The following is a 24633-nucleotide window of genomic DNA, read 5'->3' as shown; positions in this document are numbered from 1 at the left end:
GAGGTGCGGGCGATGAACGTACCCGCCAACGCCGAAGGGGCCGGGCCGCTAACCCTCGGCGCGCTCCGGGTACCGGAGGGGGCCAAAGACGTGGGCGTCGTTGCCCACGAGCTCCCATTTGGGGTCGTGGATGTAAGGCGCCTCGGCCGGCGTCGACGGGCCCGCCCAGTCGACGGCCCCCGGGCGGCCGCGCGGCCCCAAGAGCGACGGCGCGATGAAGACGTGGAGCTCGTCGGCGAGGCGGGACGCGAGGATGCTCCCGGCGAGCTCGGCGCCCCCTTCCACGAGTAGCGACACGATGCCGCGCGCCGCGAGCATGCGAAGCGCCGAAGGCATGTCGATGCGCCCCTCGGCGGACGCGGGAGCCCGCACGATGTCGACGCCGCGACCGGCGAGCTCGGCCTCGGCGCCGCTCTCGGCGTCGACGCTGCAAACCACCCACGTTGGGATCTGCGTCGCCGTCTCAACGAGGCGCGAGGTGCGAGGAATGCGCAGCTTCGTATCGAACACCACGCGAACGGGGCTACCGCCGGGCGCGTCGCGCACCGTCAGTCGCGGATCGTCGGCGATGGCGGTGCCGATGCCGACGGCCACGGCGTCGTGGGCGGCCCGCAAGGCATGAACGCGGATGCGCGCTTCGGGGCCCGTCACCCATTTCGACGCGCCGGTGCGCGTGGCGATGCGCCCGTCGAGGGAGACGGCGAGCTTGAGCGAAACGTGAGGGATCTCTTGCGTCACGAACTTCGCCCATGGGCCGATGATGCGGGCCGCCTCGCCTTGACGCACGCCGAGCACGACCTCGACGCCGGCCGCGCGAAGGCGGTCGAGCCCTCCGCCGTTCACGTGCGGGTTGGGATCGCGGCACGCCACGACGACGCGCGCGATCTTCGCCGCGAGGATCGTTTCGGTACACGGCGGCGTCCGTCCGTGGTGGTTGCAGGGCTCTAGCGTCACGTACAGGGTCGCGCCGTGCGCCTTGTCGCCGGCCGCGCGAATGACCGCGACCTCGGCGTGGTCTTCGCCGGCGCGCTCGTGATGCGCCACGCCCAGGAGCTCGCCGCCTTTGACAAGGGCCGCCCCCACGTGCGGGTTCGGGGACGGGTGGCCCTTGGCGGCTTCCGCCAGCGCGCGATCCATCCACGCTTCGTCGACCGGATCAGACGCGGTCATGACTCGATCGCCTCCGGGCCTTCGGGGCCGTCCTTCCGGTCGCGGGCGAGCTTCTCGAGCTCGGCACGAAACTCGTCGAGATCGCGGAACGAGCGGTAGACGCTGGCGAAGCGGACGTACGCGATGTCGTCGAGGCGGCGAAGGTGGCGCATCACGCGCTCGCCGACGGACGTCGCCGAGACCTCCTTGTCGCCCGAGTCGATGAGGTCGCGCTCGATCTGGTCGACGGCGCCTTCGATGGTCTCAAGGGAGATGGGGCGCTTCTCGCACGCCTTGCGCATGCCGAGGAGGACCTTCTGGCGGTCGAACATCTCGCGGCGGCCGTCTCGTTTCGCGACGAGCGGCAAGACTTCCTCCACGCGCTCGTAGGTCGTGAAGCGCCTCTGGCACTTCTCGCATTCGCGGCGGCGGCGCGTCACGTCGGCCGCCGTCGAGACGCGGGAGTCGATGACTTTGCTCTCCACGTGGGAGCAAAATGGGCATTTCATACGGCTTCGATCTTGCCAATCCGGCGGACGTGGCGCGGGTCGCCGCTGAACTCGGTGGTCAGCCAGGTCTTGACGACCTCCCAAGCGAGCCCGAAGCCGATGACGCGGCCCCGAGCGTGAGGATGTTGGTGTCGTTGTGTTGCCGCGCGTAGCGCGCCGTGAAGACGTCCATGCAGTTGACGGCGCGAACGCCCGGGTGCCGGTTGGCCGAGATCGCCATCCCGACGCCGGTGCCGCAGATGAGGATGCCCCGGTCGAACTTGCCGGCGAGCAGGCCACGACAGGCCTGATGGGCGAAGTCCGAGTAGTCGGACGCGTCGGTGGAGTGCGTGCCGATGTCGGTGATGGCGTAGCCACCTTCACGAAGACCTTCGGCGAGCTCCTTTTTGAGCTCGAAACCGCCGTGGTCCGATCCAAGAACGATGCGCTCGCTCATCGATGGCTTCCTTTGTGCTCGAAGTTCGCGGCCGCGAGGCGAGGCGAACGGTTCAGCTTTCGACCCGCGAGAATAGCAAAGAACAGTTCGTCCCGCCGAAGCCGAAGGAGTTGTTCATCGCGTGGCGCGTGGGGCGCTCCCGGCCCGTCTTGGCGACGTAATCGAGGACGCACTCGGGGTCCGGGTCGTCGAGGTTGGCGGTTGGCGGAATCTTTCCCTCGGCGATGGCCAGCGCGCAGACCGCGCTCTCGACGGCGCCGGCGGCGCCGAGGAGGTGGCCCATCATCGACTTGGTGGAGCTCACCCACAGCTTCTTCTCGCGCGCGTGTTCGCCAAAGACGCTGAGGATCGCCCGCGTCTCTTCGACATCGCCCACCGGCGTGGAGGTGCCGTGCGCGTTGATGTAGTCGACGGCTTCCGGCGATTGCTTCGCGTCTTTCAGGGCCATCTTCATGGCGCGCTGGGCGCCGGCGCCGTTGGGCGCCGGTTGCGTGAGGTGGTGCGCGTCGCTCGTGGCGCCGTAGCCGGTGACCTCCGCGTAGACGCGGGCGCCGCGCTTGCGGGCTCGCGTGAGCGTCTCCATGACGAGGATGCCGGCGCCCTCGCCGCAGACGAAGCCGTCGCGGCCCTTGTCGAAGGGGCGGCTCGCTTGGTGGGGCGCGTCGTTGCGCTTCGAGAGCGCGAACATCGCCTCGAAGCCGCCGATGCCGACGGGCGTGACCGCGGCTTCTGCGCCGCCGGCGACCATCACCTGGGCGCGGCCGCGGCGGATCCACTCGAAGGCCTCGCCGATGGCGTGTGCGCCGCTCGAACAGGCGCTCGTTGTGCAGTAGCTAGGGCCCCTTAGGCCGTGCGCCATCGACACTTGGCCGGCGGCGAGGTTGGCGATGATGTTGGGGATCGCGTAGGGGCTGATCTTGGAGGGGCCCTTGTCGATCAGGGTCTGCTTCGTCTTCTCGAGCGAGAAGAGGCCGCCGATGCCCACGCCGACGAAGCAGCCAGCCTCGTCGCGCTCTTCGTCGGTCAGCTCGAGCTTGGCGTCGTCGATGGCCATCTTGGCGGCGCCCATCGCGAACTCGCTGAAGCGATCGAACTCCTTCAGCTTCTTCTTCTCGATGAAGGCGAGCGGATCCCAGCCCTTCACCTCGCCGGCGATCTGCACGCGAAAGGCGCTGCAGTCGAAGAGCGTGATGCGCTCGATGCCGGACGTGCCGGCGCACAACGCTTGGAAGCTGGCCTGGGTGCCCAGCGCGACCGGCGTGACAAGGCCGATGCCTGTGATGACGACGCGTTCCATGAGAGGCGACCCTTATAGCGCCGAGCGCCAGCTTTGGCCTCCGCTTTTCGCGGAAAAGACCGGCGACTGAGCCACCGGCGCGGCGCGCCCGAGCGGCCCAAGGGCCTCGCCAGCGGTGGGCTCAACCCCGAACAGCCGGACGGGCCATTCACGAAGACCGTCCACGACAGACCGGCCACGACAGACCGTCCGAGACGGGCCGTCCATGCCTGGCCCGTCTGGACAGGGCGCCGACTACTTCTTGGCGTGCTTCTCGACGTAGTCGATGGCGTCTTGGACCGTGCGGATCTTCTCGACGTCTTCGTCGGGAATGTCGATCTCGAACGCCTCCTCGAACGCCAGCGCGAGCTCTACGAGCCCGAGCGAGTCAGCCCCGAGGTCTTCGATGAACGTCGACTCGGGCTTGATGTCTTTCTCATCGACGTCGAGCTGCTCTTTGATGATGCGCTTGACCTCGCTGGCGATGTCCTGAGCCATGTCGTGCCTCGTATCAGAATTCGTGCGTTCCGCGAAACGCAAATGAGTAGGTGTCTTGCTCTTTTGGCGAGGCGCGTTGCGCGCTTCGCACCTCAAACGTACATGCCGCCGTTGACGCGGAGCACTTGCCCCGTGACATACGCCGCTTCGTCGCTCGCGAGATAGACGCATGCCGCGGCGATCTCTTCGGCCCGCCCGGTGCGCCCGAGGGGGATCTGCTTCTGGATGAACTCCTTCGCCTCGGTCTTCATGGCGTTCGTCATGTCCGTGTCGATGAAGCCCGGCGCGATGACGTTCACGGTGATGTTCCGCGACGCGTATTCGCGGGCGATGCACTTGGCGGCGCCGATGAGGGCCGCCTTGGTGGCTGCGTAGCCCGTCTGGCCGGGGTTTCCCATCTCGGCGACCACGCTGGAGAGAAAGAGCACGCGGCCAGCCTTCGTGCGCATCATGCTCTTCGTGGAGGCGCGCGCGCAGGCGAGAGCGCCGCGCAGGTTGGTCTGCCAGAGGCGATCGAGATCGTCGTCTTTGAGGCGAAGGAGCAGGCCGTCGATGGCGATGCCTGCGTTGGCCACCAGGATGTCGATGCGTCCGTGCTTCTGGATGAGGCCCTCGATGGCCGTCTCGGTCGCCTGGGTGTCCGCCACGTCGAAGCCCGCGATGTCGGCCTTGCCGCCCTTCTGGGTGATGGCGTCGGCGGTGGCGCGAGCGGCGTCTTCGCCGCGCACATAGTTCACGATGACCGTGGCGCCTTGCGACGCGAGGGCCTCGGCGCACGCGCGGCCGATGCCTCGCGAGCCGCCGGTGACGAGGGCGATTTTACCGTCCAGTCGGAACATGCGGTTCTCCTAGCCGTTTGGCATGCGCCTCTTGCCACGCCGGGGCGGCGTTGTCACCCGTCCGTGAGGTCGACCGACGCATCCTTCGCCGCTGTTCTTGCTTCTTCATGAGCGGTTCTTCATGAGCGCAGAAACGCATCGACGCCGTCCAGGGCCGTCATGTCGGAGACGCTCAAGACCTTCAGCTCCTTGGAAATGCGACGGCAGAGGCCCGCCAGCACCTTCCCGGGGCCGATCTCGAGCGCGTGGGTTACGCCGTCGGCCACCATGCGGCGGACCGAGTCTTCCCAGCGCACGGCGCCGTCGACTTGGCGGACCAGGAGCTCCTTCACGCGGGCCGCGTCGGCGTTTGGGGTCGCGTCGAAGTTGGCGACCACCGGGAACGCCGGCGCGCCGATGACGACGCGTTCGAGCTCGCCCTGAAGGGCCCGGGCCGCCGGCGCCATGAGCGCGCAGTGGAAGGGGGCGCTGACCTTGAGCGCGATGGCCTTGCCGCGCTCCTTGCTGGCAAGGTCGCTGGCGCGGGCCACGGCTGCGGCATGACCCGCGATGACCACCTGCCCGGGCGCGTTGAAGTTGGCCGGCTGGACCGACTCGTCGCCCTGGCTCGCCTCGCGGCAAAGGGCTTCGAGCCGCGCGCGGTCGTCGATGCCCATGATGGCCGCCATGGCCCCAACGCCGGGCGGAACGGCGCTCTGCATGGCCTTGCCCCGCGCCCGCACGAGCCGCACCGCCGCTTCGAGCGGAAGGGCCCCGGCGGCCACGAGGGCCGAGTACTCGCCGAGCGAGTGGCCGGCCGCGAAGGCGGGGCGGACGGCTTCGTGGTCCGGCAGCCGCTCACGAAGCGCCGCCAGCGCAGCCATGCTCACCGTCACGATGGCGGGCTGAGCATTTTCCGTGAGCGTAAGGCGCTCCTCGGGGCCGTTCAGGATCAGGTCCGTGAGGCCTTCGCCGAGGGCGGCGTCGGCTGCGTCAAACACCGCCCGCGCCGCCGGCGAGGCATCGCGCAGGTCGCGGCCCATGCCGACCGATTGAGACCCTTGGCCAGGAAAGAACCAGGCGAGCTTCATGGTGCGTCTCCGTTTCGGCGTAGACATGACAAAACGAAGCGTCGGGCGCTCACGGCGCCCCGCCTCGTCATGCCAGCGCTAGGCCCGAAAAAGCTCAGTCGCCTTTGGCGGCGGCTGCGACCTTCTTGCCCTTGTAAAAACCGCAGGACGCGCAGGCGCGGTGCGGGATCGAGGGCTCGCCACAGTTGGCGCAGGGGATGAGCTGGGGCGCCGTCACCTTGTCATGGTTCGCGCGGCGCATGTTGCGCTTGGATCGGCTCGTACGTCGCTTGGGAACCGCCACGGCGTCACTCCTTTGAGGTCGTTCTGAAACGGAGAAGAGGGGCTAGCCGAGGATCGACTTTATCGCCCGAGGACGGCTCTTGCGGCTTTGCCGCGCCGTCTTCCGCGGGGCGAATACCAGGGCAGTCTTCCGAGCACAAGGGGATCATGGGGGTTTCGAGCAAGAGCTCGTCCCGCACGACGTCGTCGAGGACGACGGTCTCGCCTTGATAAGGGAAGGTATCGGCGTCGCCGGGGGCCATCTCGGCTTCGGCGGCCATCTCGCGCTTCTTCAGCTCGGCGGCCGGCATAAAGAGCAGGCTGAGCGTCTCGGCCACGACGAACGGCGTCGGCTTGAGGCACCGGGCGCAAGGCGCCTCGAGCTCGCATTCGAGGCGGCCGTGCACGACGATGTCGTGGCCGCTCCGGGAGACGCGAACGGCCAACGAGCCGGGCTTGCCCGACGTGGTCGACTCCGCATCCTCGAGGGCGCCCCGAACCCACGCGGGGCGGATCGGGAACTCAAAGGGCTTCCCGCCGGCGTCGATGTCGGCGACGGGGATGCTGAACTCGGCGGCTCTCCGGGCATGGCCGGCGGCGTCGCGGTGGGCTTCTTCGGTCATGATGAGCGGGCTTCGGGCCGGCCCCAGCCCCTTGGTTGGTGGCAGAAGGGGGGTTGGTGGCAGAAGGGGCTTGGTTGGTGGCGGAAGGGGGACCGTACTTTCCACGAGAACCCCCGCCGCGCAAGGGCCTGTGATGATTTTGCTTTGACCGGGCCGCTCGGTTCGGGAATCTTTCGCGTGCGAAACATCATGGCGACCAAACCCGCGCGCGCTGACACCGATGCCATCCTGAAGGGCCTCGTGGCGCTCTACACCGACAACCGCCGGCTCACGAAGCGTGTGGCGGCGCGGGCGCGCCTCACGGGGCCGCAGCTCGTGGTCGTGAAGCTCCTCGAAGAGGTTGGCGCCATGTCCCTCTCGGAGCTCAGCGAAGCGATGCGCGTCGGCAACAGCACCCTCACGGGCATCGCCCTCCGCATGGAGCGCGAAGGCCTCGTGCGTCGCGAGCGCGATCCCCGCGATCGGCGCGTCGTGCGCTTGACCCTGTCGCCGAAGGGGCGGCGCGCGTCGGCGGAGGTCCCCGTCGAGCCCATCGGCATCTACCGGCGGGCCCTGGCGCTCCTCACGGCGGAGGAAGCCAAGATGCTCCACGGCATCGTCGACAAGCTGACGATCGCCGTGCGGCGCATCGTCGATGAAGAACTCGGGGCGACGCTTCGCGTCTCCCCTGCGCGGCGAGGCGCTCGTTTGGCCGTTCACTCGAAGGAGGCATCATGAGAGACCCGGACTTGTGCGTCATCACCTGCGCGCTCACTGGCGTCTTGGCGAACCGAGCCCAGTGCCCGGCCATTCCGTACACGCCGGAGGAGATTGGCGAAGAAGCCAAACGCGCCCACGACGCCGGCGCCGCCGTGGTGCACATCCACGCGCGCAACGACGACGGCTCACCGACCTTCAGCCCGGCGGTGTTTGCCCGCATCAAGGAGGAGGTGCGGAAGCGCTCGCCGGTGCTCCTCAACTTCTCGACCGGCACGATGCTCGACGACGTGAGCGATCAGGTCGGGTACATCCGCGGGAGCAAGCCCGAGATCGCCGCCCTCAACATGGGCACGATGAACTACGCGAAGTACTCTGAGAAGCGGAAGAGCTTCGTCTTCGACATGGTGTTCCCGAACACCTACGAAAAGATTCAGAAGCTCCTCACCGCCATGAACGAGGCGGGCGTGAAGCCCGAGCTCGAGTGTTTCGACGCCGGCCACACGCAAGGCATCGGCCCGTTGCTCGACATGGGCATCCTCAAGCCACCGCTCCAGTTCTCCTTCATCGTCGGCGTCTTGGGCGGCATCCCGCCGCTCGTCGAGAGCCTCCAGTTGCAGACGCGCATCATGCCCGCCGGCAGCGAGTGGGAGGTCATCGGCATCGGCCGAACGGGCTTCCGCATGGTGGCCTCGGCGCTCGTCTTGGGCGGCAACATCCGCGTGGGCCTAGAAGACAACTTCTACTTGCCCAGCGGAGAGATGGCTCGCTCCAACGGCGATCTCGTCGACGTCGCGGCGCGCATGGTGCGTGACGTGGGGCGCAAGGTCGCCACCGTCTCGGAGGCGCGCGCCATCCTCGGGCTCGACGCTCTCGGAAAGACCGGTGCGTTGTGAGCGAGGTGCCGCGCTACGAGCGAATCAAGGTGACCGTCGACGGTCCCGTCTTCGCCATCACGCTGGCGGTCCCCGAGCGGCGCAACGCCATCGGGCCGCGCATGGCCAACGAGCTGCTCGACGCCATCGATCGGGCGCGCAGCGACGACGCCATCCGCGTCATCACGCTCGAAGGCGAGGGGAAGGTCTTCTGCGCCGGCGGCGACTTTGCAGAGATGATGAGCGGCGCCGCGCCGACGCGCAGCGACGTGCCGCCACGCGGCGACTTCGCCGATCTCTTGCGCGAGATGGTTCGCTCCGTGAAGCCCATCGTCTGCAAGGTGAACGGCCACGCCATGGGCGGCGGCCTCGGGCTCGTCGCTGCGAGCACCTTCGCCATCGCGTCGAGCGACGCGAAGCTCGGCACGCCCGAGATCGACGTGGGCCTCTTCCCCATGATGATCATGGCCGTCTTGGTCCGCTTCGTCCCGCGCCGTCGCGTGCTCAAGATGATGCTCCTCGGCGAGCGCATCGACGCCGCCGAGGCGAAGGCCATCGGCATCCTCAACGACGCCGTGCCCAAAGACGAGCTCGACGCGAAGGTGGCTGAGCTCGTGGGCGAGCTCACCAAGAAGAGCCCGGCGGCGATGCGCCTCGGCCTCCGCGCGTTCGGCGCGCAGGACGGCATGGACCTCGAAGAGTCGCTCCCGCTGCTCCGCGAGCGGCTCGGTGAGTGTTTGGGCACTGACGATGCGCGCGAGGGCCTCATGGCCTTCGCCGAAAAACGTGAACCGGTTTGGACCGGAAAATAGTGTCCCCGGAGGCAGACCCATGGCGAACATGAGAGAGCTCGTTGCCGAGCTCGAAGCGAAACGTGCGCGGGCCCTCGAAATGGGAGGCAAGGAGCGCATCGACAAACAACACGCGCGCGGCAAGTTGACGGCGCGGGAGCGCTTCGCGCAGTTCTTTGACGACGGCGTCTTCTTCGAGGTCGGCCTCCACGGAACGCAGATGGGCACGGCGGCCGGGCCCGACGGCAAAGACAAACCCGCCGCCGACGGCGTCATCTGCGGCTTCGGCAAGGTCGACGGCCGCATGGTGTGCGCCGCCGCGTACGACTTCACCGTGAAGGGCGGCAGCATCGGCTACACCGGCGAGGAGAAGGTCACGCGGATGCGCACCATGGCCCTCACGGGTCGTTGGCCCATGGTGTGGTTCATCGATTCGGCGGGCGCGCGCATCGATCCCGGCGCGATGCACCCGGACATGCTCTCGTATTGGGCCGGCACGGGGCACCTCTTCCGCGAGCAAGTTGTGATGAGCGGCGTCGTGCCGCAGGTGGCGGCCATGGTCGGACCGGGCGCCGCCGGCACCGCGTACATTCCCGGCCTCGCCGACTACGTGCCCATGACGAAGGACATTGCGAGCATGGCCCTCGCGGGCCCACCGCTCGTGAAGGCCGCCACGGGCCAAGAGATCAGCGAGCAAGAGCTCGGCGGCTCCAAGGTGCACGCGGAAGTCAGCGGCGTCGGTGATGGCGAGTTCGAGGACGACGCCAAGGTCATCGCGATGACGAAGAAGTACCTCTCGTACTTCCCGTCGAGCGTCGACGAGCGGCCGCCGTTTGTCGCCACGAAGGATCCGGTGGAGCGGCGCGAAGAGTCGCTCTTGGATCTCTTGCCCGACAGCACGCGACGTCCCTTCGACATGTTGAAACTCGTGCGCGCCGTCGTCGACGACGGCGATTTCCTCGAGATCAAGCCCCGCTGGGCGAGGAACATCCTCACGTGCCTCGCGCGCATCGGCGGCCGTAGCGTCGGCATCGTCGCCAACCAGCCGATGATGCTGGGGGGCATCCTCGACATCGACGCCGCCGACAAGGCCGCGCGCTTCATCCAGATCTGCGACGCGTTTCACGTGCCGCTCGTGTTCTTGGAAGACACGCCCGGCTTCATGGTCGGCTCGAAGGTCGAGCACGCGGGGATCATTCGCCACGGCGCGAAGATGCTCCACGCGATGAGCGCGGCGACGGTGCCGAAGCTGACCGTCGTCGTGCGCAAGGCCTACGGCGCCGGCTATTACGTCATGTGCGGCCGTGCCTACGAACCCGACCTCTTGGTCGCTTGGCCCGGCGCCGAGATCAGCGTGATGGGCGCCGAAGGGATGGTCGGCATCGCAGCCAAGAAGCTCTTCGGTGACGCGGAGCCGCCGCCGGAAATGCGGAAGGGCATCGTCGACGCGATTCAGAAGAACATCGACATCTACAAGGTCGCCGGCTGGGGACTCGTCGACGACGTGATCGATCCGCGCGACACGCGCCGCGTCCTCGCCTTGGGGCTCGAGATGGCGCAGCACAAGAAGGTAGAGCGCCCCGCGAGGAAGCGCGGCGTGATGCCTGTGTAGGCGCGTGCCAGTTGGGGCCAGGACAAGCCGCAGGTGAGCCGTGGGGACAAGCTGGCCCCTGGGGAGCAGGCCCCCGCGACGGGGGCTCGCTGCCCCTGGAAATTCCGTAAACCAGTGCGCGATGCGCGTTCTTGCGCGCACCCGCGCCCACTCGATAAAGCTCGATGAAACGCGCGTCTCGGCCGACGCGGAACCGTGTCGGGTGGTTCCCTCCGCCTGGCGCTCGAGGTTCAAAAATTGCAGCGTGGGGGGAGGATGCTTACGCCGCTACCGCACCCCGATCTCGAGGTCGAGCTCGTGGTCTCTGATCGAGAGCTTGCACGAGCTTGGTTCGAGGGCGTGCCCGCTGCGCGCTTGCTGGCGCGCGTTCGTGTGGGGCGCGAGGCGGACGACGCCGAAGAATGGGCCGAGCTCGCGGCGCGACTCCTCGGCGAGCACGCCGATCGCGTCGACCGACTTCTCGTGCGGCACCTCCGAAGTGCGCAGGACGAAGGCGCGCTTCCGGCGCCCGATGGCGTCGTGGCTGTGCTCATGCTCGCGGTGGCGGCGCGTCCCGAAGGCTCGCTCGGTGAGATCTTCGCCGACGGACCGGTCATGGAGTTGCCGACCGACGTGCTCCGCGCCGTAACCGGATACGAGCCGCGCCTCGGTGCTTCCGCGTCGGCGCGCCGCGCCGCCGCGTTTGAAACGTGCCTCCGTCTTGCGGCGCGACGCTCCGCCGGACCTTGGCCGCAGCGTCGTGTTCTTGGAGCCGCGCGCGCCTTCGGGGCGAGCGCGCTCGGGCCGTTCCTGACGGCCGACGCCTCGACGCGCCTCCTTCCGCACGACGTCGATGAGAGTCAGTCGCGCGTGGTGCTCGTGGCTCGCGAGCCGCTCGAGGCGCTGGCCCTGCGCGATCCGCGCGAGCTGGCGCAACACGTGGCCGCCGTGGAGCGCGATGAGGCTTCGCTCACGAGCCTCGACTCCTTGGTCGCGGACGTCCTCAAGTTGCTCGATACGCAAGGGGACCTGCTCTTGTGCGCGCCGCCGCGCGATCCGGAGTTGGCCGCGTCCCTCCCGAGCGTGCGCCCCTCGGAGGCGCCCGTGTCCTCGACGATGCTCGATTGGACGACAGGCGAGGGAGCTCGAGCGCTCGCGGCGGCCCTCGAGGCGAACGTCTTCGCGCCCGCGCGCGCGCGGCAGATCGTGCAGCGCGGCGGCGAGCAAGCGCTCGATGCGATCGGTGCTGAGATGTTGAAGGTGACGGATCATCCGCTCGCGAGCGCGGCCTTCGCGGAGGTGCTCGCGAAGAGCGGACGCCCCCGCGACGTCATGAGGCTCGTCACGTATTTCGCGGTCACGCCGGATCCGCTCCTCGCGGCGCGTGCGCTCGGTGAGTGCGATGCACCCGAGCTGCCGGGCGTCTTGCGCGCGTGGCTCGAAGCGATGTTGCCCCCGCCGGGCGAAGAAGTGGTGCCCGCGGGCGACGATCCGGGCACATCGGGCGCGGCCCGCGTGGCCGCGTGCGTGTCGTCGCTCGAGCCGTACCCGCGACTCTATGGAGCGGTGAGGCCGCTCTTGTCGCGAGTGAGTGTGGCGCCCCCGCCGCCGAGCGGGTAGGGGGGCGGGCGAGGGGAGACCCTTGAACGCGACCTCGACCCCGACCTCGACCTCGACCTCGACCCCGACCCCGACCTCGACCCCGACCCCGACCCCGACCCCGACCTCGACCACGACCGGGACGCGATGCAGTCGGGTGCTAGGCTGCATCGGGTGACGACCTCGGCGCGGGCGCGACCTCGTTTGGCGATTGCGGCCGGTGGTTCGTCCGGCGGCGGAGGCGGCGTGCCTCCCGATCTGAGGGAGGCGATCCGCCTGCTCCAGCTCTCGCGACTGGAGCTCATCGAGGAGATCCGAAGGGAGCTGGAGGGACTCCAAGCGGCCGGCCAAGACTCCAACGAAGCCCCGCCGAACGAGCGTTAGTTCGATCGACGTGGCGCCTTGCTCGAGGGGTCAGGTTCGCGTGCCGGTTTGCTTTTGCGACTGTGCCCTGCGTGCGTCCACTTCGGCCGCCGCGCGCGCTCAGGGCGCAACGTTCAGGCGAAAGGCCAGATCGCCGACGTCGTCCACCTGGCCGGCCTTGGTTAGATGCGAGAGCACACCTTCGGGGTAGCCGTCGCTGGCGCTCACGGCAAAGCGGTAGGTCGGGGCCTGGGTCGTCGACAGGCTGAGCGGCCCATGCACGCGCAAGCGATAGCGTTTGCCGATCTCGACACGCCCGCACTCGGATCGCAAGTCGGCGACGATGTCGACGGGGGGCGGGTTGTCGGAACAGTCTTCTCGCAAGAAGGCGATCGAGGTCTCGGCGATCCTCTCTTGGCGACCGCCCTCCTCACTGACGAGGATGTTGAGTCGCTCGGCCGCAGCACCGCCGCAGCGACGCACGGCCAGCCGCACATCGGTGACGATACCGGAGGTTTCGGCAACGAACGTTTGAGCTAGATCGCTGCCGACGATGACGGTGTCGCCCTGTGCGAACGTGCGTCCCATGATCGAAACGCCGGGCGAGCAAACGGGCAAGCGTCGCGGATCCGCCGCTTGCGCGTCCGGCTCGCCAGGAACGAATCGCGTGCGACCGGCATCTTCCGTCTCGCGTACCGGCGCGCCAGCATCCGCGGGCCTCGAGGATGGGTCGGCCTTGTTCGCGCGCGCGTCGGGCGAAACCTCTCCGCACGCCGCCACGAAGACGAGCGCAGCGCTCGCGACGATGCCCAACTTCGTCATCGTGGGGCGGGCTCCATGTACGTTTTGAACGCGAGGTCCATCCCGATCGGATTTGTGAAGACGTAAACCAATCCGTCGTCGCCTTCCCAGACGGCGCCGCCGCGATCGTAGGCGTCGTAGCGGGAGCCCGAGCCACTGGGAACGATGGTGCCCCCCAAGAAGCCTTCGCCGTCCACCGACTCGATGACGAACGTGTAGTCGGCGTCGGCCCGCAGCTCGATGCACGAACTCGTGAAGTCGAACGTCGCCGGTCCCCGCTTCGTCGGATGAAGGAGCGGCAGATAGATGGCATGGCAGATGTCCGAAGGCGGCGCGGTGATCTCCGAAGTTCCGACAACCGCGCCATCCACGCCCAGCCCTTCGTAGACCGTCATGCGAAGCAGGCCCGTCGTGTCGGGGCACCGGTAGGCCGTAACTTCGACGGCGGTGAGCGCGCCGTGCGCCCCCGCACGGAAGGTCTGGCCGAGTCTTAGGGTCCGTCCGCCAGCGTTTTGTCGCTCGTTCGCCGCCGCTTGGTCGACGCGTTCTGCAACCTTTTGGCAGGTGAACGGACGGGGCGGCGCAACGATGCCGGGCTCGGTGTCGATGGCCCCGCGCTCGTGGCCGCTATCGGCGCCGCCGTCGGCCGTCGTGTCGGCGTCGTTGGCTGCGACGCCGCTTGGCAGGTCGTCGGTCCCGAACTCGGTGCGCGCGCCGCAAGCCGTTCCGATCGCAACGACGAGCGCAAGTTCCCAGCTCCTCCCCCCACGCACGGTCGCCGTTGTGCCATGCGGCGTTACCGGAACGCCCTCGCAACGTCGTCTCAGTGCGTTCTCCGCAAAGAGACAGTCGATCTGTCAGCGCGGCGGGTCCTGCGCGTTGCCCCACCTTCGTCGGAATTTCGGGGTCGACGGGACCGCCCCTAGTCATGCTCGGACATGGACGCCGCCGTGGCTAAGGTCGTCACCGCCGAGTTCGGAAGGTCGAGCGATCTGTGTGGCGCCATGCGCGAGCGTAACGACGAGCACGCAAGCATCAGGCTTCGGGAGGAGGGAGAGGGAGAGGGAGAGATCGAGCACGACCACGACCTCGACCACGAGCGACGCCGCGTCGGCGCGAGCTACCAGGTTGGCTTGCCGGTTTGCTTGAGCGACTGAAAGAAGCGCTCACGATCGTTGGCGGACGGGAGCGGATCCGTTCCCTGCGCCTCGACGACGAGGACGCACGACATGGCGTCGAGGGAGACGTTCCGCAGGAACGCTTTGTCGCCCTTGGCTTCCGTTCGACCTGACGCTGGGGCCCTTCCGTCGGCGTTGAGCTTTCCGTCGCGGCGGACGATGCACGTGGCCGACCACGCGAGGAGGCCGGGGCTCTTGGCTCCGATGGAATGGCTCCGCATCTCGACGTGGTCGGTCGTCTCGCTGCGGATGCGGAAGTCATTGAACGGGAGCGGTAGCTCGACGGAGAAGGCACCCTCGCTTGACGTCGCGCGTTGCCAACCGTCGCCGAGAGGATCGGTCGCTTGGATGCGGTGCATCTTCATGAACGTGCCGGGGCTCATCTCGCGCTCCTCGCCGGGCTGGATGCCAGCGAGTCGTTCTGCGATGGGCCTTGCGTCGTCGGGGCTATGCCGACCGCGGTCGCGGCAACCGACGAGGGTCAGCGCGAGGATGAGGGGCAAGGCCGTGGCCGTCATGCGTGCGGCCAACGTTCTCACGTCTCCGTAGCAGCGCGCAATTCGTCGAGTGCGCGGGGAGCAAGACGCTCGGGTTTCGCCGAACGTCCGGGAGGAACTCGAACTCGCTCAGCACGCGCACCGCTTCGCGCGCCGAGCTGCCTGGCGCGACGAGGACATCCATGAGCACGTCGTCGAGCAGGGGCAGAGGCAGGCCTGGTGAGCGCTTTGCGGCGAGCGCTCTCGCGGCGTCGAGGTCGTTGCGTTGCACGGCAACGTGCGCTTCGCAGCGAAGTCGTGCGGCCGTTAGGTAGGCGTAGGCAGGAAACTGGCCTGCGAGTTTCGCAAGGACGTCGGTGGACTCATCGACCCGCCCAAGAGCAGCCAGCAAAAAGGCTCGTTCCGCAAGTAGGCCCGGGTGATCCAGGTCGTACGCCGCGGCCGCCGCGTTTGGCTGGGCGCTTAGCCTTGCGAGAGCTTGGGTGCACTCGGCGAGGGCGTTCTCGAACTCTCCACGCTGCGCGAGATACTTCGTGAGCGCGAGCGAGGCGCCGACCCCGCTTGATCCGTTTCGCATGGTGGCGAGCGTCGCCGCGCACCGATCGGCACCCGGCTTGGTCAAGCCGGCTGACAGTTCGAACAGGCGCCTTGCTTCGCGATTGGCGCGCGCTAGCGCCGCCACTACCCCGATTCCCATGAAGACGGTGAACGCGACGATAAGGAAGCCGGCATCTGGCACCCTCAGAGCGTCCGAAACGGTACCGCGCTTCCCCGACGCCGCGGTTTCCACTTCGAACCGGGACATGGCGACGCCCGCACCCAAGCACGCCGCGCAGAATAGGGCGACCGCTCCGGTGCGCACCCAGGAAGGGCGGGCCGGCTCGGCGGTCGGCTTAACCGGCCCGGCGCCTGGCGCGAGCGTGGTCCGAGAATTGTGTGGTAGCTGCGGCGCGTGACTCGCGACACCTGGCAAGAGGCGCGCGAGCCAAGGGTCCAAGCTGCCATCTTGCTCTGGAATCGCTGATTCCCGATACGCACGGGCCCGCTCGGGGCGAAGGCTCCTCACGATCGCTCGCGCCAGTCGGCGTTCCTGGGGCAGCAGCGGCTCCATCAGGCCCGCGAACCTGGCGAACTCAGAGGTGAGTTCCGCCGGCTGGACGTCGTCGCGCTTCGTCAAGAGAACCCATCGAGCGAGGTTGGCTCTAGCGCAAGCGGACGGCGGTGCCGCGACGTCGTCCAACACTGCGTCAACATCCGCCATCGAGCGCTGCCTCTCGTTCAATGTGGCCAGTGCGAGCGCGCGAAGCGCGTGGGCCTCGAGCACAACCTGATGGGTGTGGGCGCGCGCGAGTAACCCGTTTGGTAGCAAGAGGCATGCGCTGGCGAGCCGCACCACCGTGGAAGGATTCCCGCGCAGGTGGGCGTGGAGCGCTCGTTGGTACGCCACGGCGCGCTGGATGTACGAACTGCACCGCTTTAGGTCGACCGTCGCTAGCGTGGCGTCGGCGCCGTCCAGATCGCCGCGGGACATCTGTTCGAAGGCGAGATTGTTTCGGACGACCGCCTCAACCTCCGCCGCGCCGTTGCCGGCGAGCCGTCGCGTGAGGCCGGCGCCGAGGGCGAACGCAACGGCGATCAGCCACTGACCGGTTGCTGCTGCCAACGCTGCGACCACCACGAGCAGGATGCCTACCGACTGAGCACGACGGAACCTCTTCGCGAGGGCGTGTTGCGGCCGGGGCGTCGCGTCGGGTTCGTTGGGTCTAGGCGCGGCCACTCGTGGGTCTCAGTCACTCTTGGAGGCAATAGACGTGGAACTGGCTCGCGCACGGGCTCGGGCCGAATGGGGCGTCGAACGGGGCGGGCACGTAGCCGCCATAGGCAGCGAGGCCATACGAATTGACGTCGTTTGAGGTCCAACCAGCGCAGTTCTCCGCGGCAGGCGCATTGGCTCCGTGGGCACCCATCCACGCGCCCATGTTCGGGTAGTACGTACCGCTGGCGCCCATCTTGGCGGCGGCCACCGCCTCGTTTCGCTCCAGAAGGCCGGTATCGGTCAACGCGACGACCGCTCCGTCGGGCCGCACCACCCGTTCGTTGCGCATCGTGAAGCGTCCGCGCGCTGCCGTGGTCGTGTCGGCCACCAAGGCCTTGAAGGTTCCCGCGAGAGCCGCTGCCGCAGCGTCGGCCTTGCATGCTGCGTCGAATGCCGCGATGCCGCCGGAGGCGTCGAGGAGCGAGTCTGAGGCAAAGATCATGCGCCCGGGCGAGCGTGGGAGCTTGATCGCGGTGTTGTGATCAGTCTGAAAGCAATAGAAGCGGACCGGATCGACGTCGCACGAGACCAAGTAACCGTACGTGCTCCACAGCGACGTGCCGTATGGCGCCGCCCCTGCGCTTGCGTGATGTGTGTAAAATGCACTGGGCGACTACTCTACGCAATTGCCGCCGCTCGGGTCGAACATGCCGTTCGCGGTTCCCGTGAGCACGCTGAACCCGGCCTGGCCCCCCTTCTCGTTCAGCGAGGGCGGGTAGAGAACGCCTCCGAGCACCTCGTCAAAGACGGGCGAGCCATCGACTCGTACCCAGCCACGGGCGGTGCCCACACGAGACAGAGCGCCAACCTTGGAGCTCGAGAGCCAACTGACCCAACTCGTGCCCCCAAGTTGGGCGCTCTGAGCCAGTTGGACGCACAAGGCGTCGGCGCCGGCAAGGAGACGGTCCGAGTCCGACGCCCCGGCCGGAGTGTGGCTCGTGCCGACCGAGATAACGTCGGCCACGGCAGCTGTCGTGGACGTCACAAACACGCGATTGGCGGGAACGAACCTGGCGACGACGTCCGTGTTGCTTGTTGCGCTGAGGTTGAGCACGCACTGCGGTTCCGTGCCCGAGCAGGCCCCCTCCCATCGGTCGAAAACGTACCCGCCACGCGGTTCGGCATAGAGCACGGTCGACTCGTTGGTGACGACCGAGCGTTGGCAGACACCGGCGCAGTCGAGCGGTCGCTGCCATTCGTACACGTGGCCAGCATCGGTGGGGACACCCGGCTTCGTGACCGTGAGCATCGCTGGCGCCGGGGGTGCCGCCTCGATTGGCTTTGTCGCATCGATTGGTTCCGACGCATCCAGGCCTGTTGCGCGTGGCGTCACGCGTCCGGCCCCCGCGGTAGCATCCGGCGACCCCGCGTCGACAACTCCCGCGTCGTGCCCCGAAGCGCCGGCCGCACCAGCGTGCTCGAGAGCTGCATTCACGTCATCAATCGCCCGGCCGCCACACGCCACGACGAGGAGCAGCAGCACCGCTCGGACGGAGCAAACGGACCCCATGAGCCAATGCTTTCACGAGGACGGCGCCCGTGCCACACACAGGCGATGCGTAGCGGCCAGCCAAGCTGGCAATCCACCGCGCACTCGATGCTCCGGCATTGCCCGCGCCCCGAGAGCGGGGCCGGGAGCTTCGCGGGCGTTCTCACACAAGTCGAGGCCCCGGTTCCCCTAGTAGGGGCAGGCGGAAACGTCGGGGAGGACGCAGCGTGCGGAGACGCCGCTACCGACGCAGCGAGTCGGCGCCTCGCAAGCGCCCGAGCAAGGCTCCCCCCCTTTGGGTGGCGGTGCGCAGGTGCTTGTCCCGCACGTTGAGCCAAAGCCGCACACCCCACCGGTCGGACTACGGCAATCCGCGCCGGGTTCCGCGATCGCGGCCTGGGCGCAGACGCCGTCTCTGCAGAACAGCCCCGTCCGCTCGAAGTCGCCACACGTTGACGCGAATTGGCCCCACGTGCAGGTGGCCCCCACCTGAGCGTCGTTCTCGTGGCGCTTGCACACGCCGTCGCAACCAATCCGGGTTTGATCGCAATCGCAATACAACGTGGGCGCGCAGGACGCACCGTAGGGACTCGAGCACGATTCGCCCTCGCGGGGCTGGCGCGAGCGGTCTGCCGGCGCGCACACACCATCGGCGCACGCGCTTCCGCTTTGCGCGCACTGCCAATGGCTGAGGCAACGCGAGCCCCGCGGCAGGCCGCCTTGAATGCCGCAGAGCGGCTCTCCCGTTCCGTTCGTCCCACCGAAAGCAGACGCGAGGAACGCCTCACACGAGAGGCCCGGAAGGTCGGCCATGCACTGCTTGAGCGCGCCGGACGTGGCCCCGGAGCCGGGCACACACGCCAGCCCCTTGCACGTGACCTCGTGATCAGCGACGCATGATGCGTCGTCGCGGTAGCGAAGGCGCTTCGCGAAAGGCAAGCAGTCAGACAGTCGTCGGCAGGTTGCCTCCGCGACTTGCCTGCAAGTGATCGGCTCGTCGGAGCAGGCGCTCAAAGACCCGCAGGCGGCCGCGAGCGCGATGGCAAGCGCACGAGCGATCATGGGCGCGGAATAGCACACCGAAGACTGACGCGCTTGGGCCAGGGGCACCCCGCGCGCTGCCGCAGTTCCTTGAACCCACGCATCGTTGGGGCCTCTGCGATGCGGGAACAGGCGCGGTCGTGCGCACGAGCGGGTTTCGCGTCTTGCGGAGGCATCGCGCTATGCTTGTAAGCGATGGTGACGGGCGGGGAACTTCGGTGAACTCGCGACGAGCGAGCCTGATCGTCGTGTCGCTGGTCGCCTGTGGCGAGATCGCGAACCCTTCGAGGCCGGAAGCGACGTTACCGGAAGCCGCCACGGGCGACACGGGCGCCGCCCCGAGCGAAGCGGTCGAGACTGCGTCGCGCGCCGTGACTGAAGTCCGCGCGACGACCGACTTGCCTGACCGCGTCCACCTCACCTGGGCAGCGCCCATCGCCAGGATCGGGCTAACGGGCTATCGCGTCTATCGCGACGACGCACCACTGGCCGAGGTTGGGCTGGAGAATGCCTTTGACGATCTTGCCCTGCGGAGCGCGTCCCTCAGCGCGCCGCTCGCGCTCACGGCGTCCGACGGTACGCTGCGATCGGGCGTGGTGGTTGCCTGGCAACCCGCCGCTGGCGACGGTTTGCCGGCCACACATTCCTACCGGATTCGCGCGGTGTACACCGGCGGCGATGGCCCGCTCTCCGCGTCCGCGACTGGTGTCAGTGCCGGGAGTGTCACCGACTATGAGTTGAGTCGCGACGATGGCGGGAGCTGGGAGTCCGTCGGACTCATCCTCTCCGTCGAAGACAAGAAGGCGCCGCTCGCCACGGCAGCCTTTGCGACGCCGAGCGCGGTCCTCGATGACTCGCGCTCCGCCATTAGGCTCGAGCTCCCCAATTACCCGACGCTAAGGCCGACGCCAGCGACGTATCGAATCCGTGCACGGAGCGGGGCAGCCGCTGGCGAGGCATCGGGGCCCGCGGTGGGCCGTCGCGCTATCGGTAGCGTCGACGAACTCACGCTCCAGTGGCAGCGATCTCGCGGGACCGGTGATGGGGCGTACAAGGACCTGCCGACGGTGACGGGCCGGGTCTGGTTTGATGACACGAGCCCCATGGGAGAGCAGCGGTTCTTTCGCGTGCGCGTATCCGCCGATTGGGTCGACGCGGCCTCACCGGCCGCTCCTGCGACGCGCGTTGGCTTTCGGAGCATTGCAGCCGGAGACTTCCACACCTGCCGCATGCGTACGGATGACAAGGTTGTGTGTTGGGGCGAATCCGCACGTGCCGCATTTCCACCGAGTGGGACCACGCTCACCGCGCTCGCGACTGGCGGAGCTCGCGTGTGTGGTGTTCGGCTCGATGGATCGCCCGTGTGTTGGATGGGGGCATCGTTGGTACCGAACGCGGGCTCGTCTTCGTTCAAGGGCGTCTCTGCCGCGGAGACGGACGCTTGCTGGCTGCGCTCCAACGACAGCGTTGACTGCTACGGCACACCGCCGACCGGCACGTTTCGCGCGATCTCGATTTCGACGTACACCGCGTGCGGGATCACCCTCACCGGGCGGCTGGCGTGTTGGCGGTGGGACACCAACTATTCGCAGCCGCCGGCCGAGCCCAACGAAACGTTTGTGGCCGTGACAGTGGGGATGAGTCATGCGTGCGCCGTCCGGGCCGATGGCGCTCTGCGGTGCTGGGGACGCAACGCGTATGGCGAGGCGCCTGCTTTCGACGCTGGCCCGTACGTGGCTGTGGACAGCGGAGCTTGGCACTCGACGTGCGCGCTTCGCTCGGACGGCTCGCTCAAGTGCTGGGGGTGGCAGACGATGGCGGCTACCGGGTCCCGAGCCCCTGCCAGCGGGGGCTTCAAGGCGCTCGCCCTGGGACCGGCCCACGGGTGCGCTCTAAGGCAGGACGGCAGCATCGCTTGTTGGGGGTCAAACTACTGGGGCCAGGCTCAACCCTTCCGCCGAGGGCTCGCTTCGACACGATTTCCGTGAGTGGTGCGCACGCGTGCGCTGTTGGCCAGTCGGGCGCGGAGTGTTGGGGGGACAATGAGTACGGGAAGCCCCGCGACGGTGCCATTGGGATTCAGCCACGAACTAGTGGCTGGCGCGGCTTTCTCGTGCGGGCTGCGGGCGGACAGTACGGTTGACTGCTGGGGTACCCCCAATCTCGGGCAGCCGCCCGCGGTCCCGCTGAAGTCGCTGAGCGTTGGGCGAGCGGCGTGCGGCATTCAGTTCGACGACCGCGCCATCTGTTGGGGGTGGCAGGCTACCCAGCCTCCGACCGCCGAGTTCTTCAAGTCCATTTCTTCGGGTGGCGATGTTGGTTGCGGGGTGCGAGTGGACGGCAAGGTGATTTGTTGGGGAGACAACACCTACGGCGCCGCTCCACCGGTGGCGACCACAGACACATTCCTTCAAGTGTCGACGTCGTATGATCACTCCTGCGGCGTCCGCTCGGACAGTCGGCTCCTCTGCTGGGGGCTAAACGGGCGTGGTCAGGCGCCCTCGGGCCCGTCGTCGGAGCTGTTTCATTCCGTGTCTGCCGCCGAAGCCGTGACGTGCGGGCTCACCGTCGACCGCGCTGTGCGCTGCTGGGGGTACGACGCCGCTGGCACCGTCGGGGCCGCGCCCAAGCTCGACCGCTTCCGAGCGGTGGGGCTCGGAGGCCTCTCCGCGTGCGGTATCCGTGACGACGGCCACGTCATCTGTTGGGGCGAAAACGCGTTTGGGCAGGCCCCGCGCCCCTGAGCCGCGAGAGTTTGTGCATTGTGTCGTCCCAGGCGCCGCGGCGTTTCGCGACGCAACGCGAAGCGCGCTTTGCGCCGCGCGAAGCTCTGCAACACCGCGGGATCTCGTTGCAGACGGGGGAGGGAGCGCTGCGCCAGTTGCCGAAAGGGCTCCGCCAGGCGCGCGACGTCATGCGCCACAGTCCGAAGCGCGATCGGTGATGCCGAAGGTGGCGCGCCAGTCGCCGGGGCCGGGGGGGCGGGGGGGCGGGGGGGGGGGGGGGGGGGGGGGGGGGGGGGGGGGGGGGGGGGGCGGGGGGGGGGCGCGGGGCGGGCCGCGGGGGGGGGGGGGGGGCCGGGGGGGGGGGGGGGGGGGGGGGGGCGGCCGGGGGGGGGGGGGGGGGGGGGGGGGGGGGGGGGGGGGCGGGGGGGGGGGGGGGGGGAGGCCGGGGGGGGGGGGGGGGGGGGGGGGGGGGGGGGGGGGGGGCGGGGGGGGGGGGGGGGGCCCGGGCTGGGGGGGGGGGGGGGGAGCCGCCCCCTTGCGCCGAGTCCGCTTGGTCATGCGCCGTGCCAGCTAGCCTGCATTTCGGTGCGCGAGCGCTTCAATTTGTGCGGCGCGCGCTTGCCGGGACCGCGCACGGCTCCGCCGAAGTGGCGCGAAGCATCGCGCGAGTGGCGGGGCGCTCCGCGGCAGTGGCGCGCCGCTTCCCGAGACTGGCGCGGGCGAACGCACGCTGCGCCGAAGCGTTCGAGGACGAGCGTGGAGTCGTTCCGCTCGATTGCAGCGCTTCGGCCTCGGCGCGGGCTACCCAATCCCGTCGGCGTCAGAAGGTAACGGGCGGCGCGAGCGGGTCGTCGAGCGCTTGGATGTCCCAGACTCCGTCCAGATCGTAGCCGTCGACGAGGTACACGCCAGCATCGTCGCTTCCGAGCAAGTACGACCACGGCCCGAGCGAAAGAATGGTCGTGGGGTCGAGGTGCCAATTTCCGCGCTCTTCGGCCTCCGGGTCGGTGGGCTTGCCGTCGCCAAAGACGGATTGCCCCGTTCTGCGCAAGCCGACCAACGGCGAGAGTTCCTTGCCGTCGAACTGATACACGCCGCCGTTGCCGGCGAGCAGAACGTCGCCGTTCTTGCCGACCGTTAGCCCGTGAAAGCTGAGCCCGTCGAGATCACGGGGCAGCAAGTCGCCGTAGAAGTCTCTCTTGCCGTGGAAGAGCGCGATGTCGTAGCGACCGTTGGCGCCGCGGCGCAAAAGGGTTGCCGGGGCCAGTGCGCCAGCCAAGAGCCACTGGTCGCCCGCGGGGGTGAACGCGAAGCTCCAGACGTACTCCCAGCGCGGTCCCTCGGCGCCGATGAGCCCGGTGTCAGCTGCAAACGACGTCGGAGGCGCGTCGGCGGGCAGCTTGAGCCACTGCATGTTGTTGCCGAACCAGAGACTTGCGTCACCGCGAAGGTAGAGGTGATCGCGGTGGACCACTGGCACGGCGCACCACGGTAGCCGTGTGCTTGGCGTGCCGCGAGACCGCCAGCCCTTGCCGTCCCACCGCCAGATGGAGTGTTCGTGGACCGCGAGGAGGTGGTCGCCGTCGCTCGCGAGGCGGACCCATCCTTTGCCTGGTGGCATGGGAATGGCGTTGCGCGCGCGACCGGCGATGGAGAGAATCCGATGCGTCGAGCCCCGCACGCCCTCTACGACGAGGCGGTCGCCCAACACGACCACGTTTTCGATGCGGTCCAGCTCAGGAACGCGTATCGGCGCGAGGGTGCGCGCTCGCTCGTTGAAGAAGAGCGGCGACGTGTAGTCGTAGCGAGGCTTATGGGGTTCGGCCCAATCGGCCTTGTGCGCGGTCACCAGGACGCCGTCGCGGAAGGGGGTCATCGCGCCGACACGAACGCCGCCCTTGCCGCTGCGCGGTGCCAATCGGGCCCATCGGCGCGGCGGCGGCCACGTTGGGAGATCCATCATCAGTGTGGCGATGCGACTGCGCGCCGCCGCTACGCGGGTCTCCTCGGCCGCTTCGGCGTTCTTCGCGTCGCGCCAGTACGCCTGCGCCTTGCGAATGCCGGCTTCGGGATCAAACGGCTCGCCGCGAAGGCGCGCGAGCCAGGCATCAAGAAGGATGCCGGACATGTCGTCGGCGTGATTGACGCCCTTGGCGTTGAACCACTTCGCGAGTCGCGAGTCGTGCCACAGCCCCCAATGGTTGCGCAGGTATTGGCCCAGCCCCATGTGCATCAGAGCGTCATCGTCGCGGTTTGCCTTTCGAAAGGCCTTCTCCTTCTCGCTCACCGTGCGATCCAGCTCAGCGAGCGCGTCGTTCAGATCAACGGGGACGTACCCGTCGCCGAGGGCGGCGTCGGCGCGACCTGAGCCTCCGGCGTCGCGGCGGTCCGCGCGGGTGCGCCCGCAGGCGACGACTGCGAAAGCGAGCGCGAGCGTCGTTACGAATCGCCGTGCGTGCCTGCCGCGGACCATCGGTGCCGAGCCTAGCGTAGGTCCTGGCCGCGATCG

Annotated in this window: 23 protein-coding genes and 1 pseudogene; 9 read left to right on the top strand and 15 right to left on the bottom strand. The window is 68.4% G+C overall.

The features are described from left to right. Positions 1-48: 48 nt before the first annotated feature. From ribD to IPG50_38790, 9 genes and pseudogenes are all read right to left on the bottom strand, one after another. Positions 49-1170 (bottom strand): bifunctional diaminohydroxyphosphoribosylaminopyrimidine deaminase/5-amino-6-(5-phosphoribosylamino)uracil reductase RibD, encoded by a 1122-nt coding sequence (gene ribD, locus IPG50_38830; GenBank protein MBK6698099.1) that lies wholly within the window; start codon positions 1168-1170, stop codon positions 49-51. Then, a complete protein-coding gene (nrdR, locus tag IPG50_38825) occupies positions 1167-1658 on the bottom strand; it encodes a transcriptional repressor NrdR (GenBank protein ID MBK6698098.1) in 492 nt (163 codons plus the stop codon). The genes ribD and nrdR overlap by 4 nt, the downstream gene beginning before the upstream one ends. Beyond that, positions 1655-2094: pseudogene (gene rpiB / locus IPG50_38820) on the bottom strand (ribose 5-phosphate isomerase B). Before rpiB ends, nrdR begins: the two are co-directional and overlap by 4 nt. Before the next feature lie 52 nt (positions 2095-2146). Next, complete coding sequence (gene fabF, locus IPG50_38815) at positions 2147-3391, bottom strand: beta-ketoacyl-ACP synthase II (GenBank protein ID MBK6698097.1); 1245 nt, start codon at positions 3389-3391, stop codon at positions 2147-2149. A 234-nt stretch (positions 3392-3625) separates the two neighbouring features. Beyond that, the gene (gene acpP, locus IPG50_38810; GenBank protein MBK6698096.1) at positions 3626-3868 is read right to left on the bottom strand and encodes an acyl carrier protein; all 243 of its coding nucleotides are present in this window, start codon (positions 3866-3868) and stop codon (positions 3626-3628) included. Between the two features lie 92 nt (positions 3869-3960). Beyond that, positions 3961-4707 (bottom strand): 3-oxoacyl-ACP reductase FabG, encoded by a 747-nt coding sequence (gene fabG / locus IPG50_38805; GenBank protein ID MBK6698095.1) that lies wholly within the window; start codon positions 4705-4707, stop codon positions 3961-3963. Positions 4708-4826: 119 nt separating this feature from the next. Further along, a complete protein-coding gene (gene fabD, locus IPG50_38800) occupies positions 4827-5777 on the bottom strand; it encodes an ACP S-malonyltransferase (GenBank protein MBK6698094.1) in 951 nt (316 codons plus the stop codon). A 94-nt stretch (positions 5778-5871) separates the two neighbouring features. Next, positions 5872-6060 carry a 50S ribosomal protein L32 gene (gene rpmF / locus IPG50_38795; protein MBK6698093.1) on the bottom strand — a complete coding sequence of 63 codons (189 nt, stop codon included), beginning with the start codon at positions 6058-6060 and terminating at the stop codon, positions 5872-5874. A 4-nt stretch (positions 6061-6064) separates the two neighbouring features. After that, positions 6065-6661, bottom strand: a complete 597-nt coding sequence (locus IPG50_38790) for a DUF177 domain-containing protein (GenBank protein MBK6698092.1) — start codon at positions 6659-6661, stop codon at positions 6065-6067. A gap of 189 nt (positions 6662-6850) precedes the next feature. On the opposite strand from IPG50_38790, the gene IPG50_38785 reads away from it, so the two are divergent. The 6 genes from IPG50_38785 to IPG50_38760 all read left to right on the top strand — a co-directional run bounded on the left by IPG50_38785 (position 6851) and on the right by IPG50_38760 (position 12597). After that, on the top strand, positions 6851-7378 hold the full coding sequence (locus tag IPG50_38785; protein ID MBK6698091.1) for a MarR family transcriptional regulator: 528 nt from the start codon (positions 6851-6853) through the stop codon (positions 7376-7378). After that, positions 7375-8253 carry a 3-keto-5-aminohexanoate cleavage protein gene (locus IPG50_38780; protein ID MBK6698090.1) on the top strand — a complete coding sequence of 293 codons (879 nt, stop codon included), beginning with the start codon at positions 7375-7377 and terminating at the stop codon, positions 8251-8253. Before IPG50_38785 ends, IPG50_38780 begins: the two co-directional genes overlap by 4 nt. Positions 8254-8258: 5 nt before the next feature. After that, positions 8259-9044: an enoyl-CoA hydratase/isomerase family protein gene (locus IPG50_38775; GenBank protein MBK6698089.1), complete on the top strand. Its 786-nt coding sequence runs from the start codon at positions 8259-8261 to the stop codon at positions 9042-9044. A 28-nt stretch (positions 9045-9072) separates the two neighbouring features. Beyond that, positions 9073-10635 carry an acyl-CoA carboxylase subunit beta gene (locus IPG50_38770; GenBank protein ID MBK6698088.1) on the top strand — a complete coding sequence of 521 codons (1563 nt, stop codon included), beginning with the start codon at positions 9073-9075 and terminating at the stop codon, positions 10633-10635. A gap of 255 nt (positions 10636-10890) precedes the next feature. Then, positions 10891-12234 (top strand): hypothetical protein, encoded by a 1344-nt coding sequence (locus tag IPG50_38765; GenBank protein ID MBK6698087.1) that lies wholly within the window; start codon positions 10891-10893, stop codon positions 12232-12234. A gap of 126 nt (positions 12235-12360) precedes the next feature. Next, a complete protein-coding gene (locus IPG50_38760) occupies positions 12361-12597 on the top strand; it encodes a hypothetical protein (protein MBK6698086.1) in 237 nt (78 codons plus the stop codon). 99 nt (positions 12598-12696) lie between these two features. On the opposite strand, the gene IPG50_38755 is transcribed toward IPG50_38760, so the two are convergent. Continuing rightward, positions 12697-13398, bottom strand: coding sequence for a hypothetical protein (locus IPG50_38755; GenBank protein ID MBK6698085.1), 702 nt, complete (start codon positions 13396-13398; stop codon positions 12697-12699). After that, positions 13395-14150, bottom strand: a complete 756-nt coding sequence (locus IPG50_38750; GenBank protein MBK6698084.1) for a hypothetical protein — start codon at positions 14148-14150, stop codon at positions 13395-13397. The genes IPG50_38755 and IPG50_38750 overlap by 4 nt, the downstream gene beginning before the upstream one ends. Before the next feature lie 165 nt (positions 14151-14315). Here IPG50_38750 and IPG50_38745 point away from each other — a divergent pair, with 165 nt between their 5' ends. Continuing rightward, the gene (locus IPG50_38745; protein MBK6698083.1) at positions 14316-14534 is read left to right on the top strand and encodes a hypothetical protein; all 219 of its coding nucleotides are present in this window, start codon (positions 14316-14318) and stop codon (positions 14532-14534) included. On the opposite strand, the gene IPG50_38740 is transcribed toward IPG50_38745, so the two are convergent. The 3 genes from IPG50_38740 to IPG50_38730 form a co-directional block, all read right to left on the bottom strand. Next, entirely contained in the window at positions 14498-15094 is a 597-nt protein-coding gene (locus IPG50_38740) for a hypothetical protein (GenBank protein ID MBK6698082.1), read from the bottom strand. The two genes, IPG50_38745 and IPG50_38740, sit on opposite strands and share 37 nt — an antisense overlap. A 1748-nt stretch (positions 15095-16842) precedes the next feature. Next, complete coding sequence (locus IPG50_38735) at positions 16843-17310, bottom strand: DUF1554 domain-containing protein (GenBank protein MBK6698081.1); 468 nt, start codon at positions 17308-17310, stop codon at positions 16843-16845. Between the two features lie 171 nt (positions 17311-17481). Further along, positions 17482-18117 (bottom strand): hypothetical protein, encoded by a 636-nt coding sequence (locus IPG50_38730; GenBank protein ID MBK6698080.1) that lies wholly within the window; start codon positions 18115-18117, stop codon positions 17482-17484. Between the two features lie 1499 nt (positions 18118-19616). Between IPG50_38730 and IPG50_38725 the strand changes: the two genes are divergently transcribed. After that, positions 19617-21386, top strand: coding sequence for a hypothetical protein (locus IPG50_38725; GenBank protein ID MBK6698079.1), 1770 nt, complete (start codon positions 19617-19619; stop codon positions 21384-21386). A gap of 339 nt (positions 21387-21725) precedes the next feature. Continuing rightward, positions 21726-22142 (top strand): hypothetical protein, encoded by a 417-nt coding sequence (locus IPG50_38720; protein MBK6698078.1) that lies wholly within the window; start codon positions 21726-21728, stop codon positions 22140-22142. Positions 22143-22944: 802 nt separating this feature from the next. Here the strand turns inward: IPG50_38720 and IPG50_38715 are convergent. Beyond that, positions 22945-24597: a hypothetical protein gene (locus tag IPG50_38715; GenBank protein ID MBK6698077.1), complete on the bottom strand. Its 1653-nt coding sequence runs from the start codon at positions 24595-24597 to the stop codon at positions 22945-22947. Positions 24598-24633 lie beyond the last annotated feature (36 nt).

It is taken from the genome of Myxococcales bacterium (assembly GCA_016703425.1).
Taxonomy (GTDB): domain Bacteria; phylum Myxococcota_A; class Polyangia; order Polyangiales; family Polyangiaceae; genus JADJCA01.
Note: the sequence above shows the minus strand (reverse complement) of the source record. Positions and strands in the feature narration are given on the sequence as shown.

Excerpts from the sequence above, each read along its gene's own strand:
- ribD (MBK6698099.1), bottom strand. The coding sequence starts at position 1,170 with ATGACCGCGTCTGATCCGGTCGACGAAGCGTGGATGGATCGCGCGCTG.
- nrdR (MBK6698098.1), bottom strand. The coding sequence starts at position 1,658 with ATGAAATGCCCATTTTGCTCCCACGTGGAGAGCAAAGTCATCGACTCC.
- fabF (MBK6698097.1), bottom strand. The coding sequence starts at position 3,391 with ATGGAACGCGTCGTCATCACAGGCATCGGCCTTGTCACGCCGGTCGCG.
- acpP (MBK6698096.1), bottom strand. The coding sequence starts at position 3,868 with ATGGCTCAGGACATCGCCAGCGAGGTCAAGCGCATCATCAAAGAGCAG.
- fabG (MBK6698095.1), bottom strand. The coding sequence starts at position 4,707 with ATGTTCCGACTGGACGGTAAAATCGCCCTCGTCACCGGCGGCTCGCGA.
- fabD (MBK6698094.1), bottom strand. The coding sequence starts at position 5,777 with ATGAAGCTCGCCTGGTTCTTTCCTGGCCAAGGGTCTCAATCGGTCGGC.
- IPG50_38790 (MBK6698092.1), bottom strand. The coding sequence starts at position 6,661 with ATGACCGAAGAAGCCCACCGCGACGCCGCCGGCCATGCCCGGAGAGCC.
- IPG50_38785 (MBK6698091.1), top strand. The coding sequence starts at position 6,851 with ATGGCGACCAAACCCGCGCGCGCTGACACCGATGCCATCCTGAAGGGC.
- IPG50_38780 (MBK6698090.1), top strand. The coding sequence starts at position 7,375 with ATGAGAGACCCGGACTTGTGCGTCATCACCTGCGCGCTCACTGGCGTC.
- IPG50_38770 (MBK6698088.1), top strand. The coding sequence starts at position 9,073 with ATGAGAGAGCTCGTTGCCGAGCTCGAAGCGAAACGTGCGCGGGCCCTC.
- IPG50_38765 (MBK6698087.1), top strand. The coding sequence starts at position 10,891 with ATGCTTACGCCGCTACCGCACCCCGATCTCGAGGTCGAGCTCGTGGTC.
- IPG50_38760 (MBK6698086.1), top strand. The coding sequence starts at position 12,361 with ATGCAGTCGGGTGCTAGGCTGCATCGGGTGACGACCTCGGCGCGGGCG.
- IPG50_38755 (MBK6698085.1), bottom strand. The coding sequence starts at position 13,398 with ATGACGAAGTTGGGCATCGTCGCGAGCGCTGCGCTCGTCTTCGTGGCG.
- IPG50_38745 (MBK6698083.1), top strand. The coding sequence starts at position 14,316 with ATGGACGCCGCCGTGGCTAAGGTCGTCACCGCCGAGTTCGGAAGGTCG.
- IPG50_38735 (MBK6698081.1), bottom strand. The coding sequence starts at position 17,310 with ATGATCTTTGCCTCAGACTCGCTCCTCGACGCCTCCGGCGGCATCGCG.
- IPG50_38730 (MBK6698080.1), bottom strand. The coding sequence starts at position 18,117 with ATGCTCACGGTCACGAAGCCGGGTGTCCCCACCGATGCTGGCCACGTG.
- IPG50_38715 (MBK6698077.1), bottom strand. The coding sequence starts at position 24,597 with ATGGTCCGCGGCAGGCACGCACGGCGATTCGTAACGACGCTCGCGCTC.